A 16,877-nucleotide genomic window follows, 5' to 3' on the forward strand; every position below is an offset into this window, starting at 1 on the left:
GAGGGTATCGCAAATATCAGTATTGAGAAACATCATGGGCGGTGTCGCCCACTTCAGAACATCGACAATCGATACGCTACACTCTTTAACAAAACTCGGTCAACTCATGATGCGTTAATTGAGACACGATCCGCCTCTCTTCATCGCCGACATGAGACCCAGAATATTCAAATAAGGACACCTTTAACTCTCGTAATGTGGTTGAACAAGAGCAAAGCACGGACCCGATAAAACGCCATGGCCTAAGATATGTCACTGACCTTCGATCAGTGACATCCCCTACTCTCTATGTATGTCCTATGCATGCTTCATTTTGGTAGCAAGCGCAAATCGGTTCCAAGTATTGATCATTATGACTTGCATCATGGCTTGAGCGACGAACTCTTCACCTAAAAGTTCAAGGCACTGCTGATAAGTGGATTCCGATACGCCAGAGTTGGCGATCAGTGTCATTTCATCAGTAAGCGTTAGTAGCGCCTTTTCTGTTTTGCTAAACAATGGTGACTCTTGCCACGCTGCAAGCGCAAATAATTTCTGTTGTTCAATGCCTATCTTGATCGCTTCCGTCGTGTGCATCTGAATACAGTACGCACACTGATTTATTAAGGAAGCTCGTATCTTAATCAGCTCTTTTAGCTGACTGTCTAACTCGGTTTCCGTTAGATAACTTTCTATCGATAGCATTGCGACTAGTGCTTTTGGTTGAACTTCTGCAAGATTTATACGTTTAGCCATTGTTACACCCTCATAGGATTATTTAGCATCGCCTTAATACGATGTTGGTATTGTGCATCATTCGATTTAGTCGCAGAATATGTGATAAAACTGAATCAGTTTTGCATAAAACGCAAAGGTAGGGTCATGTTAGAGTTAATCAAAGTATTTGATCAGGTGGTGGAGTCAGGAAGTTTCTCTCAAGCAAGTAAAGCGCTCAATATGGCGCCCTCCTCTGTTGCACGAAATATTGATAGCCTTGAAGCTAGAATTAAGACCACGCTTTTTAAGCGCAGCACTCGCCAACTCATACTGACTGAGGAGGGGCAATATTTTCACCAACAAGCGTCGCAACTATTACACGATAGCGATAAGCTACTGGCAGAAATGCGCGGGAACCATGGTGTACCAGAAGGCATGCTACGCATTTCGGTTTTTGAGAGCTTTGGGAATTTGTGCCTCACCCCATTGATTCCAGAATTTCTTGAACGCTACCCGAAAATACACATTGAATTAGAGCTAGATAACAACGTCGTAGATTTACACAGTGACAATATCGACATTGCCATCCGCATCGGAACGCCACAAGATAGCCGCCTCAAAGCCCGTCATTTGCTGACCAATTATACGTCCTTGGTCGCGTCACCCTCGTACATAAAGCAGCATGCGCCCATAGAAAAGCCTGATGACCTTCAAGATCATAACTGCTTACTCATAAGCCATGAGCGGCAACGACACTACTGGCACTTCAGTAAAAAATCCGTGAATAAAAAGGTGTCAGTCAAAGGAAACTTAATTTCTAAAGGTGGCTCACCGTTGCTGTATGCGGCATTACAGGGAAGCGGTGTTCTACTACTGTCGGACTGGATGCTAAAACCGTACTTAGAAAATAATCAACTAGTAAAACTGCTACCTGTTTGGACAGCAACCCATGGTGAGCAAAGCAGCGGAGAAATTTTTGCTATCTATAAAAGCACCCAATATCCCAAGCCTCATATTCGCGCCTTCATTGACTTCTTGGTGGAGAAACTGCAATCCATGACACCGGTTATTTAACCTATAGCTAATGACAAGTCGCAAACGGTCATCTACGACAGGAACGCAGCGCAACTGAACGACTCATTGATAGATTACACGGTGCTGTCCAAAGTGATTTAGGTCGATCTTGGATAGATCGATCTTCTGTTATCGAAAGTATTCAGCAGACACTCTCCACCTCTTTACGTTTAATGTCGATAACATTAGGTCTCACCTTTGTACTGTGCTTATTCAGTTCACCTCATACATTTCATCACTGGAAGCGAGGCAAACTTGCCCGAAGTCGTGTCAACGCTTAGACCCAAACTAGTCTATGCATTTTATGCATAGACTAGTTCACATAATATCATTTGAGTCACCTCTTTCATCTCATTACACTGCGCGCTCTTTTTTATCACCATAACATCACGATTGAGCGCCATGTTTTCACAATCAATTTTGGCTCAACTGTTACGGATGCTTGCACTCCTCACCGTTACGTTAGTTGCTGTGCATCATTCCCCGACATTGCTTGAACTGTTTGCTGGACAAGCCATTAATTCTGGCTGCCACCAACAAAACCCAACGGGTGAATCTCATCATTCACACCAATCAACACACCACCATCATTAGAGCCAGATTTTTATGAGTATTTTCCGTTTTCCAATTTTAGTTTGGCTCGGTATTGGCATTTTAATTACCAGCCTAGGTATCCGTCAGTCATTTGGCATTTTTATGATGCCTATTTCTGAGCATTTTCAAACTGGACGTGAATTTTTTAGCTTCGCTATAGCACTGCAGAACCTAATGTTTGGCGTGTTCCAGCCCTTTGTTGGCATGGCTGCTGATAAGTGGGGTTCGAAGCGCATTATTTTAATGGGTGCGGTCGCGTACGCTGCTGGTTTATATCTAACATCAGTTGCTACCATCCCTTCACAACTGTACTTTTCACTAGGCGCGTTAGTCGGGCTTGGGTTAAGTGCCACCAGCTACGTTATTGTGCTCGGTGCGGTTGCTAAAGTGGTGCCAGCCCAGCACGCTGCCAAAGCGTTTGGATTGACCACGGCAGCAGGATCATTTGGTATGTTTGCCATGATCCCCGGCGCACAAATGATGCTAGAAACCATTGGCTGGCAAGCTGCCCTACAAGCGTTTGCCATGCTTTGTACGATGATGATTGCGTTTGCTTTGTTTATGAAATCCAACAAAGCAAATGCTACTCCACAAGCAAACCAAGCTACAGAGACTGAGCAAACGCTCGGACAAGCCCTTAAAGAAGCCTTTAACAATAAAAGCTATTGGCTTATTCATGCGGGCTTCTTTGTTTGTGGTTTCCACGTCATGTTTATTGCCACCCACCTACCAAGCTATCTTGCGGACAAACACTTGCCTGCCAGCAGCGCCGCTTTAGCACTCGCCTACGTAGGTATTTTTAATATTTTTGGTTCGTATTTTTGGGGCGTGATGGGGGATCGATTCAGTAAACGTCACGTGATGTCAGCGCTATATTTGGTTCGCACTGTGGTTATCGCTTGCTTTGTCACTCTGCCTGTCACGGAAAGTACCGCGGCTATTTTTGGCGGTGCCATTGGTTTTTGTTGGTTAGGGACAGTGCCACTCACATCGGGCCTTGTTCGTCAGATTTTTGGGGCTCGTTACCTTTCTACGCTTTATGGTTTGGTCTTCTTCACTCACCAAATCGGTAGCTTTTTAGGTGCGTGGGCGGGTGGTCGTATCTATGATTACTATGGCTCATATGAGCCTATTTGGTGGTCAACGGTCGTATTGGCCTTCCTAGCAGCGCTGATTCACTTACCTATCAATGACAAACCGCTGCGCACTTTCAAGCCCTTGGCTGCGGCTTAACCAAGTACCATCCCTTTCTCATAGCCTCTCTTAGGAGAGGCTACCTTACGAACCTATTCAACCTCTTCTAGCTGACTGTGTAACCAATCAGAAAAAACGCGATACTTCGAACGATGTTGCATGCCTTGCGGGCAAACCAAATCATAGCCTTTTCCAGAATCGACTCTTGCAAAAGGCGCAATAAGCACCCCTTGTTCTATCAATGGTTTGACAAATTCATATCGACCTAATGCGACGCCCATAGAGCAACACGCCGCCTCAATGGCTAACCGATTATCACTGTATCGGTCATAACTACGTTGACAATCCATCGTCAACTCGCTTTTCTGCAACCAGTGCTGCCACGAGCTACTATCACCGCTGTGGATAAAATTGGCATCAACAAGGTGCCCAACGCCGTCAAGTAACCCTTGTTTTTTTGCGTATTCAGGTGAACAAACGGGGGTTCTGATGCCGTTAAATAATCGAGTGCTATGGTGATTAGGGTAGTGACCATCACTATAAAATATCGCCACATCATAGGGATCAAACTGAAATTCAATTTGATTCTGTTTCGTCTGCAGCTTAATACTTAAATGCGGGTATAAACGCCGAAACGAGTTAAGTCTTGGCATTAACCACGCCGACGCAAAATAAGGCGAGGTAGCAATATAGATCTCCCCTGTTAATTCACCATTTTGGATATCACTGAGCTCATTAAAGATGAGTTCAAATGAGGTGTTTAACATTGTCAGAACTCTCTCCCCTTCAGGAGTCAGTGCCAGCTTACGTGTTTGGCGGACAAACAGGCGAAAATTAAGCTGTTTCTCCAACTTTTTTATCCGATGACTCACCCCTCCTTGAGTTAGAAATAATTCTTCCGCAGCCAAAGTAAAGCTCAAGTGCTTAGCCGCAATACTGAACGTGTGCAATAACGCAAGAAGCTGTTGACGATTTGAGAATGGCACTATGCATTACCTCCAGTAATCCATTAGAGCAAATAGCGAGTTTGTAGGGTATACCCAATCCGATTTAAATTAAACCACGTAATCCAACAACATTAATTAAGAGGTCGTTCTATGAAACCTAAGCAAACTCTCAAAGTCGTTGTCATCGGTAGTGGCTCAAGCTATACCCCTGAACTCGTTGAAGGCTTACTCACTCGCCATCATGAACTGCCGATTGCCGATCTATGGTTAGTCGATATCGACGCCGGAATGGAAAAAGCGCAAATCATCGCCGACCTGACAAAAAGAATGATTGCAAAAGCAGGCTGTAATATCCGAGTTCACCTCACGACCAATCGAAAACAAGCACTAGAAAATGCCGATTTTGTTTGCTCTCAGTTCCGAGCTGGTCGTATAGAAGCACGCCTGCGAGATGAACGCATTGCGCTTAAATACCGCATGATTGGACAAGAAACCAATGGTCTCGGCGGATTTTCAAACGCTTGCCGTACCATTCCCATTGCGTTAGACATTGCGAGAGAAATGGAAGTCTTATGCCCGGACGCATGGCTACTTAATTTTACTAACCCGTCTGGTATGGTGACTGAAGCACTGTTGAAATACTCCAGCATTAAAACTGTCGGTCTTTGTAACGTTCCCGTTAATATGGAGCGCGGCGCGGCAAAAATGTTAGGTGTCGATCGAAACGAACTGACGATGCAAATTGCCGGGCTGAACCATTTAGTTTGGGCTCGACAAATCCTGCACGGTGGTCAAGATAAAATGGCACAAGTCACTCAAGCCTTGCTCGATGGCAATGACCAAATGACACCCAAAAACATTCCGCCATTTCGCTGGGATCCAGAATTAATTACCAATATGGGTATGGTGCCATGTGCCTACTTACGTTATTACTACCAGTCTCGAGACATCATTCACAAAGAGTTTGCGGCATCCGAATCAAAATCGAATCGAGCTGAACTTGTCGCAAAAGTAGAAGCGCAGCTCTTAGAAATCTATCGAGACCCCAAACTGGATACGAAACCTAAGATACTAGAAGAACGTGGCGGCGCACACTATTCTGAAGCGGCGTGTGAACTGATGAGCAGCATCTTTAACAATAAGCGAACCATTATGCACGTCAATACCCGCAACAACGGCGCTATCCAAGGTTTACCTAATGACTGTGCTGTCGAAGTTAGTGCCGTCATTACAAGTAGCGCTATTTTACCGCTTAATGTCGCACCATTTGACCAAGATACACTGAGATTGATACAGCTAATGAAGGAGTTTGAAACGCTCACCGTAGAAGCTGCTATAAATGGCGATACTAACGCAGCTAAACGCGCGCTGATTCTCAACCCTATTGTTGATAGTGGTAGCCATATCGACGAAGCGATCAAAGAAACGGTGCAAGAGAATATTGAATTCATGCCTGCATTCTCTCATGTATTAACTCGATAGGACAAAGTATGAAGCTAATTCTTAACGCCGATGACTTCGGCTTAACTGAAAGCGTCAATAACGCTATCGTCGACTGCTTTAAAGTAGGCATCGTTAAATCGACCACTATCATGATGAACCAACCGGGTACACAGCATGCCATAGATTTATACCACCAAGGGTTAATTCACGAACTAGGTCTGCATTTCACCGTCACTGCGGGGAAGCCGATTCTAGACGCGAAAGAGGTGTCAACACTGGTTGATGAGCAAGGTTTTTTCCTAACACGACGCGAATTATACGACAAAGCCGATGTCTGCTCAGAGCAAGTCTATCAGGAGCTGAAAGCGCAGTACTACGCTGCACTCAAGGCGGGCTTAGCTATCAACCACCTCGACACACATCACTTTGGTGGCATCTTTCCTCGTTTAAAAACCGCATTTACTCAGTTTGCTAACGACGTTAATTTGCCAGTAAGACGCACTGACAGCATTATCGTGGGGCAAGATGTGTTGAAAGTCGCGACACCCGATGCGTTTGATCTTGGTTTTTATGATGAAGGAGTAAGCCTTGAGCACCTAAAAGCGATGCTTATCAGCTATCAAAATAAAATGCCGAGCGGAGTGGTTGAACTAATGTGTCATCCGGCCCAAACGGTCACTCCGGAGCTAGTCGAATTATCCGGGTATACTCAAAAACGCGTTGATGAATGGAAACTCTTAACCTCAATGGAGTTAAAGACGTGGCTAAAAAACCAAGGTATAGACTGTGTCGGATTTAATCATCTCCATCACGGCTAAGCGCTAATCAAAGGAACAATAGATCGTCGCCTGATGGCTTTAACGCCCCCTGAAAACGCCCCTATTTATGAGGGGCGACCAATTTAATAGTGTTTAACTTGGTCATTCGAAGTAAGGGGGCCATCGACCTTGGCATTACTAGTACTAGTACTATAGGTATTAATACGTTGCAGAACTTCCACACCAGTTCGCTTTCTATCCTTGGCATATTTGTAATCAAAGGTGGGGATACGTGACAGGTTCACGTTGTGCTCGAAAGCCCGCCAGTGTGGTTTACCCAAGTTAACTCGCGATTCAAACCTAAAACCACACGAAGAACAATGACTTCGCCAGAATCACATCAAATAGAAAATTATCACTCATTATTTATGGTTTGTAGATTTTATTTCCCCACACAATGCCAATTAGAGACAAAAAGGCAATTTTTTTCTCCGGCGACTTACCTATACTGTGGCACATCAGAAAGGCGTCACAAGCCTATGATTTAAAACAATTATTAATGAGAAGTTTTCATGAATTCGAAGTCGCTAACTATTTTACTATTTGTCTCAGTTTGCTTAATTTGGGGGACCACTTGGTTCGCCATGGAAGTAGCACTACACTCTATCCCACCTATTTTTGCTACTGCACTGCGTTTTATCCTAGCAGCCCCTTTACTAGCAGTATTGGCGAAAGCCTTTAACCAGCCTCTGCTTTTTCCAAAAGGTAAACGTCGCTGGTTACTGATAGTTGCGCTGATGTACTTTGCTATTCCGTTTACTTTGATGATCTATGGCGAGCAATATATCTCTTCAGGATTAGCGTCGATCATCTTCGCAAACATGCCCGTCGCAGTCATGTTGATGTCTGGCTTATTCTTAGGTCTACGACTAGCAAAGCACCAAATATTCGGTTTAATTTCAGCAGTAATTAGCTTGTGTCTAATCCTCGGCAATGAAATGCAGATGGGTGGCGAAGACTACCTAATTGGTACCGTTTGCTTAGGCCTTGCTGTCGCTATTCACGCGGTTATGTATGTGTTGGTTCAAAAGCACTGCAAAGGCATTGAAGTACTGACCTACAATGCGGTACCGAGTTTAATTGCCGCTCTGTTCTTGTTCGCCGTTTCGGCTATGAGTGAAAACGTCAATGTCGAATCCTTCACATGGGACTCAATTTCAGCGGTAGTTTACCTAGGCTTTATAGCAAGTGTTGGCGGCATTGTTGCCTACTTTAAATTGGGGCAAGTATCGACACCATTTCAGGCGTCTATCTGCTTTCTAATCTTCCCAGTGGTCGCTCTGCTAATTTCGTGTTACATCAACGGTGAAGTGCTATCTGAGCAATCACTGGTTATGATGATACCTCTTCTGTTTGGCATCTTACTCACTAAGGTACCAAAAGGAGTTTTCAAACTACGTTCCACACTAAAAGCCGCGAGCAATAACTAGTTTCTTTCTTTAGAGGCTCGCGATGAGCCTCTAAATGCCTATCGCTTAGTTAATCGCGTACAACGTTGAATGCGTTTTGCGCTCGCACTAACGATTAAGGGGTGAGGGGGAAGTACTAGATAACCAAAATAAATGTGTTTCAGTTCAACAATGACATAAGCCCCTCTTAAAGAGGGGCTTATGTATGCGAGTAGTTCACTTGAAAACTAATAGTTCACTTGAATATTAATAGTTCACTTGATAGTTCAGAGCAAAAGTACGACCTCGTCCTTTGTAGTTATAACGCTCACCACCACGATACAGGATTTGAGCTTTTTGTCCCCATACTGTGGTGTAATCCTCATTAAATAAGTTATTAACCGAGAATGCTACGCTGCCAACGGGTAATTGAACCGTTGTTAAGAAGTCAACCGTGGTATAGCCATTGAGCTTACCGCCTTGATCGTCTTCTCTATCCAACATCGTTTGGCTTTGTAAACGAGCAGAGTAACTGTCTTGTGCATACCCAAGCCAAGAGCCGACTTTAGAGGCACTGGAGTACCCTACACCCACTTTCTTCCATTCGCCGGTGGTCTGGTCTTTATCTTCCGTTTCGACAAGATGGCCGTTGGCACCAATACTCCAATTATCATTGATGTAGTAACCCACCGATGCCTCTAGGCCATAGGTTCTCTTATCTTTGTTTTCAACGATAACGTCGTAGTTTTTCGTCTTAATTGATTTATCCGATAACGCATAGTACGCCGCCGTTTGAATACTCAAGCTATTCATATCTATGCGGTAGCCTATTTCATAGCTATTCGTTTTAACGCCTTCTAAACGAGCGGAGTCAATATCATAGGCTTGAACCAGCTTTCTATGACTCGGATTCGCCGCGTCATCTTCGTACTTACCTTTGCCGTAATATTTAGCGGCATCGGGTAAATCAAAGCCTTGCGAGAAATTCGCCCAAATCTGACTATCATCCGTGAGCTTATATAGAGTGCCTGCGTTAAACAGCCCGATGTTATAGTCGGTCGAGCCGCCTTTAACTGCGTCTGCAGACGTGGCCGATCCCATCGCGATATTGACTTGCTCGTTCGCAGCAATGAAGTCATCCACTTTATTGTGCATATATTGGAAGCGATAGCCCCCTTCCACACTCCATTTATCCGTGATCTGGTAGCCCAATTGAGCAAAAGCCGCTACCGATGAGGTTTCCACACCAGGGTAACGCCCTATCGTATGAGCGGTGTTATTCACCATGCCACCTGAAGCTGCGCTCGTCGCCTGATCAAAAATAACCTGATTCGACTCTAACGTGTCCATATAGCCATCTAAGCCATAGTTTAGGCTCAGTTTATCAAAGTCTTTTACTAGTGCTGTTTTAAAGCTAATTACTTGAGTTTTCTGCTGGGAAGCTCTGAGGTGGTCGCCATTTCTTGAATCTGAATAAAGGTAAGGAGCGAAAGTGTAATCTTCATTTCTAAACGACAATTGAGCTAAGAGTTGCTGTTGCCCAATGAAATCCGTATCGGAGTATTCGGCGTTAAGTAGCACCCTTTTCGTGCCTTGCTGACGATCAGAAGAAAAGCCATCAGAAACCGTTGGATTAGTCTTGTTGGCAAAATTAGGGCCGTAGTTTAAGCCATAAGGGCTGGACTGCTGGTTACTGTAATACTGAGCCAATAAATTAACGGACTTTGAATCAGCAAGGTCAAACGTTAATGAGCCCATGGTATCTAGTACTTCATTGAACTGCGACGAACCTTGCGTGGTATCCGGCACCACCATTTTGCCATTAGCATCATAAAAGGCTTGGGTTTTACCATAAACGACCGATGCACGTCCTCGTACTTTGTCATTGCCGCCACTCACCGACTGAGCAATTTTAAAGTCTCCATCCTCGCTGGAATTAAATCCAGATTGACCACTCACAAACGACTCAAATTGTAGCGCTTCAGAATCTGCTTTCTTAGTTATGATATTGACCACACCACCTGTCGCGCCCGCCCCGTAAATGGCCGTCGCACCAGATAACACCTCAATTCTTTCAATATTAAACGGATCAATCGAATCTAACTGGCGACTCACCGCTCTTGATGAGTTCATAGAGACACCATCAATCATGACAAGCATTGGGCGACCACGAAGGTTTTGTCCGTAGTTGGTTCGGCCTTCCGTTGAAATATCCAGTGAAGGGACTTCCTGAGCTAAAATTTGACCGAGACTTTTACCACTGCGGTTACCACGTTCTATCGCCTCATTGTCTACGTACCAAACTGTCGCTGGGATTTCACTAATACTTTTAGGGGCACGACTCGCCACCACCACTAATTTTTCATCTGTTTTGCGTTCAACACCCGATGTATCCGATTCAGCATGTGCTGACATGGATACACTAAAACCTGAAGCAACCATCGTTGCCAGAATGCCGTTGAGCGCAAATTTCCTTGAACTGATTTTCATTGTTTTCTCTTATTATTTAAACCACTAACACTAATGACTACCGGATGTAGCACGCCACAATCCAACTCTCGCAGGATCATAAATGATAAGCATTACTATTTCCATTTATATTTGTACTTTTATTTTCCTTGATTATATAAATGCGAGAGTTGAGTGGATGATTTTTGCTATTCAATTAAGCAAACTGATGATTTTCGTCATGATTCATTGATAAGCTTGTATTACTAGGCGTATTCCAATCGATAAAGTCACCTCGGCTGCTAATATCAAATATCATCGAATTTGCCACCGAATTAATGATCTTAGCCGCTCGCCACGCCGCCAAACTTAGCTGGGGTTCAGCGATACCATGACTATGGATTCCTGCATTAACAACAAAGACCTCGCCGTAATTTTGTTGATCGAATTGAGCAATATTAAATCCTTGACCAAGGCAAATATTCTGGTTGTGATCGCGTTGAAAATACGTTTCTAGCGGTTTTGCGCAGCTAGGTACACTCCCCTGATAGCCGGTCGCCAGAATAACAATATCCGTGTCTTCCTGTTCAGCGCCGCTAGTTAGACCATTTTGATAATGCAATCTAAAAGCGTCCCCTACTTGGTTCATCTCAACCATCGTCCTATGTGGCAGCAAATGCACCCAACGTTCTTCACCAGCGACATCAAACCTTTGATACAGCGCTTGGTAAATCTCCAGTAAGCACTTCTGGGTCACCCCATCTGAAGTTAACTTCTGGCTGGCCACTTCTTTTTCCTTAATGGCATGATTTAGCTTGTAAAAATTTTCAACATAGTCTGGCGTAAAGTACTCATTAGTGAAGGAAGCTTCATCCAACGGTTGATAATTGGCTCGTCTCGAGATCCAGTTAAGTCTCGCTGGTTTACCCCATTTCTCATTAAGAATATTAAGGAAAATGTCCGCACCAGATTGCCCACCGCCAACAATCGTCACTTTACGCCCCGAAAAGTCTCGGTCACGCAAGGCAATCTCTGCGGCATGAAACACGTTAGCTCCCAAAAACGGCTTAGCTGATTCGGGGAAAAATGGCGTTTTCCCTGTTCCCAAACAAAGGTGTCTTGCTTTAAATATTTGTCCATTAGAGTGAACATGATAAAGACCGTCACGCTTTTCAATCTGCTCGACCGGGTGATTAAACTGTACGTTAGGCATTTCATTACTGGCCCAGTGCAGATAATCGGAAAACTCTTGCCTGCTGATACAGTTTTGCTCTGTACTTAAAAAACGATAATATTTTTTCTTGGTCACTAGATAATTGAGAAATGAATATGGACTCGTAGGACACACCGCACTCACGAGATCTTTCAGAAAGTGAGTTTGCATGTGTGCATTATCTAACAACAGGCCAGGATGCCAAGAGAACTGGCTTCGGGCCTCTAGAAAAAGACTTTTTACCGTGGATGTTTCATTAACCAACGCGGCAACACTTAAATTAAATGGGCCAGCTCCTACGCCGATCAAATCGTATATCTCTTGATGAACTGTGGTGTGTTTCATTTAATGTTCCTTATTGTTCGGCAATATAAAGTGGGTTGTCCATATATCGATCCATATCCGGTAGCATGCGATCGCTGCTCTTATCGGTGTTGTGTCGGAATTTAGACAAATTCAGCCCCAGTCTTAGAATTTTTGGTTTGAATAGATCAAGGCTTTCAAACCGTTCAGCAAGATCAGGGTGTCGATGTTGGTACTGTCTAATAACTCGAGAAAGGCAGCGGTAAAATTCCAGCTCTGACACATCTAAATGATGAAGAAGTGGTGAAATAAACCGCAAAACCGTAACAAAGTGCCCCGTCTGCAAGTCATGAATAATCAATTCTTCAGGAAGGCGAGTTGTCACTTGCCTAACAATATCGGGAAGCCCGTCAAGTTCAGGGATATCGGATTTAACTAATCGCATATCACCTTGAAAGTCTTTCAATAGAATGCGCTGAGGTATATTGTCCCGGCAGATAAGCGTCACATTCTGACCATGAGCAATTAAGGAAATACCGTGCTTCGCTAACAAGTGGTAATAAGGGATCACCACGACTTCAAATAGCTTATTTAGCCATTGTTTTGGCGCAAGCCCTGATCGCTTGATCAACTCAACAATAACCGAGTTACCATGACTGTCCTGCTCAAACAGCATCGCCATGACATACGCATGCTCGCCTTGTTTTATTTGGCTTTCTGCCGACTCCCGCCAAATGACTCCCAGTAATTCATGATAGCGATACGGGGCGTTCGTTAACGGCGAATAACACTGAGCGTCAATGTAGGCACTGGCTGGCTCCTCCAATGCCTGTGTCCCAAGGCGTTGCAATTCACTATCGTTGCTGCACAGTGTCTTAATCCAACTTGACGCATAAGGTCCAGCCTTGATATATCGCCCTGGTATGCCACGATAACAAGAGGTATTCATTATCGTCAGCGGCAACTTAATATCATATTGTGGCGCAGCCGTATTCGCCCCAGATGGGTGAACCGATAATGTTCGAATCGATAACTGAGATGAAACGAAAGCCCCCGCTTCACCTAAATAAATCAGTGTGTGGTCACTCAGTTCCTTGATGAAAGCTAACGATACTTTGCTGCGCCATTGCCACGGGTGCACAGGTAGAATCACATAGCTGGCGATATCAACACCCAAGGCGTGGATTTGTTGATGAAACTGCGACCATTCTTCGGCAGAAAGCACGCTCGAATTCAAATGTTCATTCCACTCAAGGTGGCTGGCAATACCTTGCTGCAATGTGTCGCGACATACTGCGACCCACATCAGTTGAAACTGGGCTTGATACTCAGGAGCGTAAGCTTGTAAGTCATCAATTCCCCATCCTCGTCGGCCTTTATTGAAAGCAAATTTGGGGTGACCATTAACGATGGCTTGCTGCTGTAACAAGGAAATATCACATAAACGCTCTACCGAGTAATCGGCTCTGTTTGCCATCATTCGACAGTCCGAATAGAGCGTAGCGTTCATGTCTTCTACATGTTCCGCAACTTGCTCATCGGTCATTGGTAAATGATGTTTTAGATCTTCAAGCAGATGAAGCGCTTCGATAGTGTCGCTTTCCTTGCCATTATCTATCCGGCGGATCGATGCAGGATCAATCTGGATATTATCCCAAATATACCATTGGCCCATAAAAAGATACTTAGACTCACCGACCCACGCGTAATACTCTTGCGTGTTGACAAATGCTTCACTTTTACCAATATCAAATGCGCCTTCATAATAAAATTCACTTAATATTTTCGCGACCATTTGCCGATTCGCGGCCGCCCAATAACAAGAGATAGCGGTCATATCATCCATTGCGAGCCTCCGTAAAAAAGCGATCTCTTAGCATCATCATGAGTGCCGATCTTTTATGAGGAAAATTAAACTCAAAGCACTTTTCAAAACAGGTGGTCGTTAAGCGATGAAATAACTTTGCATTGTCAACTCTAGGCTCCATAACGATTCGCGTGGTGCGAACATCATCTAGAAAAATATAGTGGCATAGCGCCCATAGCCACGAGTCAAAATGCGCTTTTCCCCGAAAGCTGTTTTCACCCACTAAAAGGTGTATGCCCCGATCAAAGGCTTGGCAGTCGTAGTAAGGCGCGAGTCGATCCTCTTGAACCCAATAGACTTCAAAATACCCAAAAGGCTGCCCATTAAACTCTCCGATTAACGGCAATGTGAAAGAATCAGAGAGTCGCTCAAGAATGAACGCTTCGAGTTTATCTTTGGTCCATGCTTGCTCCCAGAACTCGGCGACTCTGGCATCATTCATCCACTTTTCAAACCTATCCATATCGCGATTTGGATCGAAGGTACGAAACGAAATAACCTTGTCTAGCGAGACGTCAAAACGGCTGTAGACCTCCCCTGTTGGCTTAGTAGGGCGAAGCGGGTTATAGCCCTTTCGTGGATCTCGCTGTTCCAGTATTAAAGGAAAGCGATCAGATGGTTGATGTTTGTGTCCAGTAGCCGTCAATTGATAAAAGGCGGCTTTAGACAGCTCGTTATTCTCAAGCCAAGATGGGCATAGATTTAGGCGACGGCATTCATCGTCAGAAAGTGCGACGCCCTCATTGTTTGTTGAGTAAGTTAACTGCGCTTCTATTTTTTTAACTAATGCATCAGAGTTCATCGACTAACTCCTGTGTTGCTACAAGGGGGTTATTCAAATCAAAGTAAATAATGGACGGATCAGGAATCGAGTTCTCATTAAGTCCATGTAAATAGCAGAAAAAGTTACCTTTACAGCACAAATTCGGCGAGGTCAGTACGTACTTCAAGCAATCATGATCGGCTGGGTTACTTTCATACAGCGCGAGTAACCGCAATCTTAATATCATGAATAGTTGATCTTCATCCACCAAGCTCGATAGGCTGGCAATGACACCATAAGCGGAGTTAATAATGAGGTAGTAGGGAAAGTAACGATTCACTTTATCGTCATTCCAATAATTATCGGTCTCAGTCGGATTGCCTAAATTAGGGAATAGGCTAAACGCCAATTTCGTCAGCCCAACGCCTTGACAGTCTCTAAAGTAGCTTTGAGTTGGCAAGCCCTCTTCCATTTCGACAACAATATTTTGCTGGTGGGCTAATAGCACGATGCCCAGTTGGCTCTGAAGCGTAAAAATAGGCAACACAACCTTGTCACAAAACTGCTCGAACCACTCCAGAGCAACAGACTCAGCGGAAGCTTTTTTCCTCTTACTTTGGGTATGAATCATAGATGACAACACAGAGCTATCACTGGAGTAAGGCGTTTGCTGGCATAGTGTGGCTAACACGGCTTGGGAGCGATGAGAGCTCTCAAGTGATGCCCTAAAAGGGTTCTCGCGAATGGTAAGCAGCGATTCGTCAATGATTAGCCCATCGCCATCAACTAACCCCATATAGGCGGGTTCTTGTAAAATCCTAAGCTCATGGCTGATGAGTTCATATTGCGATGGAGTGAGATGTTCACAAATAGAAGCCAAAGCAACGCCGCGTTTTACTTCTTTTTCAGAGAGTAAACGAATCGAATTCGTCAGTTTGACACTCAAAGAGTATTTGAGCATGAAAGGAGAGTCTGGATTAAACAGTGCACGTGTTGAGGATGTAGCAGACCAAGATTGTCCAGCAAAACCTAAATCAACTAACTGACCCGATTTCACATGCGGCTGTATGCTGCTAAGCGCCAACATTTGCTCCGCCTGCCACGGGTGCATTGGAAAGACATTCCATCCCTGATGGTGGTCATACTCATGTATCTCATCTGGCAAACTACTGTCACTTTGTCGCAATTTAAGCAAATAATCTTGCCAACTTTCAGTCCCAGCTGAATCGCCGACCATAATGTCATCAGAAGCTGCAAACCACCTTAGACAAAATGAAGCTTTCAGTTCTGGTGAAAGTTGCTGGCTTAGCTCGATACTCAGATTAGAGCGACTCTTTGGCGCTGGGTGCATGGAGTGACCAGTGAACAAACTTTGTTCAGCTTCAAGAAACTGCCACATTTTATCGTCCTGATGATGGCCATATCGATCCAAGGCAACCCAAGTATTTCTGTGACTTTCCATCACCGCATCCAAAAATGCAGATTTTTGCGAAGCGGACATATCGCCCACAAGCTCCGCGTTTGAAAGAATACACTCAACCGCACGCTCGAATGTAATGAACTCCCACCACTTACCATCGCTACCACCTCGAACAATCGTCGATGAATAACAATTCATGCCCGTTTTAGACATTCGTAACACTTTGACTCGTATGTCGCTATTGCTGCCTATCGGTATCGTTAAAAACCGGTCTTCGCCTACCGCAACAATACTCGCTAAGCGAGACTCTCGATAAAGCCCATTAAAGAAACAATTTGCCGCTACATCCGTAGTACGTGCTTGACTAGGATTCATCTGTCATTACCTCTATAAGTTGAACCACAAACAACAATGCGAATGCTAATTATTATCATAATCAATTACAATAACTTTGTTGTGCGGGTAATTTGAGGAATAAGCAGTATTTTCGAGATTGGGACGAACTGATGACGAGATATGGTCAAAATGTAAACGCAACGTCGGGGAAATAGCGTGTAACAGGTTGATAGAACCATCAAAAAGACCAATAAAAAAGGCACGTCCCCGTGCCTTTTTTTGTGACTTTACTCACATGAGTATTATTGATAATTTGAGTTCATAGTACTATTCACTCGTCGAGTTACTCTCAAACTCATAGCGAAAAGTACTC

Annotated in this window: 13 protein-coding genes; 6 read left to right on the forward strand and 7 right to left on the reverse strand. The window is 44.2% G+C overall.

Annotated features, from left to right (window positions below):
* Positions 1-297: 297 nt before the first annotated feature.
* Complete coding sequence (locus tag L4D05_RS10385) at positions 298-735, reverse strand: carboxymuconolactone decarboxylase family protein (RefSeq protein WP_428793906.1); 438 nt, start codon at positions 733-735, stop codon at positions 298-300.
* 126 nt (positions 736-861) lie between these two features.
* On the opposite strand from L4D05_RS10385, the gene L4D05_RS10390 reads away from it, so the two are divergent.
* The 3 genes from L4D05_RS10390 to L4D05_RS10400 all read left to right on the forward strand — a co-directional run bounded on the left by L4D05_RS10390 (position 862) and on the right by L4D05_RS10400 (position 3,597).
* Positions 862-1,770, forward strand: coding sequence for a LysR family transcriptional regulator (locus L4D05_RS10390; protein WP_428751095.1), 909 nt, complete (start codon positions 862-864; stop codon positions 1,768-1,770).
* Between the two features lie 402 nt (positions 1,771-2,172).
* Positions 2,173-2,364, forward strand: a complete 192-nt coding sequence (locus L4D05_RS10395; protein WP_428793907.1) for a hypothetical protein — start codon at positions 2,173-2,175, stop codon at positions 2,362-2,364.
* A 12-nt stretch (positions 2,365-2,376) separates the two neighbouring features.
* Positions 2,377-3,597 carry an MFS transporter gene (locus tag L4D05_RS10400; protein WP_428793908.1) on the forward strand — a complete coding sequence of 407 codons (1,221 nt, stop codon included), beginning with the start codon at positions 2,377-2,379 and terminating at the stop codon, positions 3,595-3,597.
* 53 nt (positions 3,598-3,650) lie between these two features.
* Here L4D05_RS10400 and L4D05_RS10405 read toward each other — a convergent pair whose 3' ends face one another.
* Complete coding sequence (locus L4D05_RS10405) at positions 3,651-4,544, reverse strand: LysR substrate-binding domain-containing protein (RefSeq protein WP_428793909.1); 894 nt, start codon at positions 4,542-4,544, stop codon at positions 3,651-3,653.
* Positions 4,545-4,655: 111 nt separating this feature from the next.
* Here L4D05_RS10405 and L4D05_RS10410 point away from each other — a divergent pair, with 111 nt between their 5' ends.
* The 3 genes from L4D05_RS10410 to L4D05_RS10420 all read left to right on the forward strand — a co-directional run bounded on the left by L4D05_RS10410 (position 4,656) and on the right by L4D05_RS10420 (position 8,196).
* Complete coding sequence (locus L4D05_RS10410) at positions 4,656-5,987, forward strand: 6-phospho-beta-glucosidase (RefSeq protein WP_428793910.1); 1,332 nt, start codon at positions 4,656-4,658, stop codon at positions 5,985-5,987.
* Between the two features lie 8 nt (positions 5,988-5,995).
* Positions 5,996-6,766: a carbohydrate deacetylase gene (locus L4D05_RS10415; RefSeq protein WP_428751099.1), complete on the forward strand. Its 771-nt coding sequence runs from the start codon at positions 5,996-5,998 to the stop codon at positions 6,764-6,766.
* Positions 6,767-7,278: 512 nt separating this feature from the next.
* Positions 7,279-8,196, forward strand: a complete 918-nt coding sequence (locus L4D05_RS10420) for a DMT family transporter (protein ID WP_428793911.1) — start codon at positions 7,279-7,281, stop codon at positions 8,194-8,196.
* 225 nt (positions 8,197-8,421) lie between these two features.
* Here L4D05_RS10420 and L4D05_RS10425 read toward each other — a convergent pair whose 3' ends face one another.
* From L4D05_RS10425 to L4D05_RS10445, 5 genes are all read right to left on the reverse strand, one after another.
* Complete coding sequence (locus tag L4D05_RS10425) at positions 8,422-10,644, reverse strand: TonB-dependent receptor (protein WP_428793912.1); 2,223 nt, start codon at positions 10,642-10,644, stop codon at positions 8,422-8,424.
* 175 nt (positions 10,645-10,819) lie between these two features.
* A complete protein-coding gene (locus L4D05_RS10430) occupies positions 10,820-12,160 on the reverse strand; it encodes a lysine N(6)-hydroxylase/L-ornithine N(5)-oxygenase family protein (protein ID WP_428793913.1) in 1,341 nt (446 codons plus the stop codon).
* Positions 12,161-12,170: 10 nt separating this feature from the next.
* Entirely contained in the window at positions 12,171-13,964 is a 1,794-nt protein-coding gene (locus tag L4D05_RS10435; protein WP_428793914.1) for an IucA/IucC family protein, read from the reverse strand.
* Positions 13,957-14,787, reverse strand: coding sequence for a GNAT family N-acetyltransferase (locus tag L4D05_RS10440; RefSeq protein ID WP_428793915.1), 831 nt, complete (start codon positions 14,785-14,787; stop codon positions 13,957-13,959). Before L4D05_RS10440 ends, L4D05_RS10435 begins: the two co-directional genes overlap by 8 nt.
* Positions 14,777-16,543, reverse strand: a complete 1,767-nt coding sequence (locus tag L4D05_RS10445; RefSeq protein ID WP_428793916.1) for an IucA/IucC family protein — start codon at positions 16,541-16,543, stop codon at positions 14,777-14,779. The genes L4D05_RS10440 and L4D05_RS10445 overlap by 11 nt, the downstream gene beginning before the upstream one ends.
* Between the last annotated feature and the right edge of the window lie 334 nt (positions 16,544-16,877).

Origin of the sequence: Vibrio nomapromontoriensis (genome assembly GCF_050337205.1) — a bacterium.
Lineage (GTDB): Bacteria > Pseudomonadota > Gammaproteobacteria > Enterobacterales > Vibrionaceae > Vibrio > Vibrio nomapromontoriensis.

What these genes read in the sequence shown, in the direction of transcription:
- L4D05_RS10385 (WP_428793906.1), bottom strand. Translation starts at nt 735, where the DNA reads ATGGCTAAACGTATAAATCTTGCAGAAGTTCAACCAAAAGCACTAGTC.
- L4D05_RS10390 (WP_428751095.1), top strand. Translation starts at nt 862, where the DNA reads ATGTTAGAGTTAATCAAAGTATTTGATCAGGTGGTGGAGTCAGGAAGT.
- L4D05_RS10395 (WP_428793907.1), top strand. Translation starts at nt 2,173, where the DNA reads ATGTTTTCACAATCAATTTTGGCTCAACTGTTACGGATGCTTGCACTC.
- L4D05_RS10400 (WP_428793908.1), top strand. Translation starts at nt 2,377, where the DNA reads ATGAGTATTTTCCGTTTTCCAATTTTAGTTTGGCTCGGTATTGGCATT.
- L4D05_RS10410 (WP_428793910.1), top strand. Translation starts at nt 4,656, where the DNA reads ATGAAACCTAAGCAAACTCTCAAAGTCGTTGTCATCGGTAGTGGCTCA.
- L4D05_RS10415 (WP_428751099.1), top strand. Translation starts at nt 5,996, where the DNA reads ATGAAGCTAATTCTTAACGCCGATGACTTCGGCTTAACTGAAAGCGTC.
- L4D05_RS10420 (WP_428793911.1), top strand. Translation starts at nt 7,279, where the DNA reads ATGAATTCGAAGTCGCTAACTATTTTACTATTTGTCTCAGTTTGCTTA.
- L4D05_RS10425 (WP_428793912.1), bottom strand. Translation starts at nt 10,644, where the DNA reads ATGAAAATCAGTTCAAGGAAATTTGCGCTCAACGGCATTCTGGCAACG.
- L4D05_RS10430 (WP_428793913.1), bottom strand. Translation starts at nt 12,160, where the DNA reads ATGAAACACACCACAGTTCATCAAGAGATATACGATTTGATCGGCGTA.
- L4D05_RS10435 (WP_428793914.1), bottom strand. Translation starts at nt 13,964, where the DNA reads ATGGATGATATGACCGCTATCTCTTGTTATTGGGCGGCCGCGAATCGG.
- L4D05_RS10440 (WP_428793915.1), bottom strand. Translation starts at nt 14,787, where the DNA reads ATGAACTCTGATGCATTAGTTAAAAAAATAGAAGCGCAGTTAACTTAC.
- L4D05_RS10445 (WP_428793916.1), bottom strand. Translation starts at nt 16,543, where the DNA reads ATGAATCCTAGTCAAGCACGTACTACGGATGTAGCGGCAAATTGTTTC.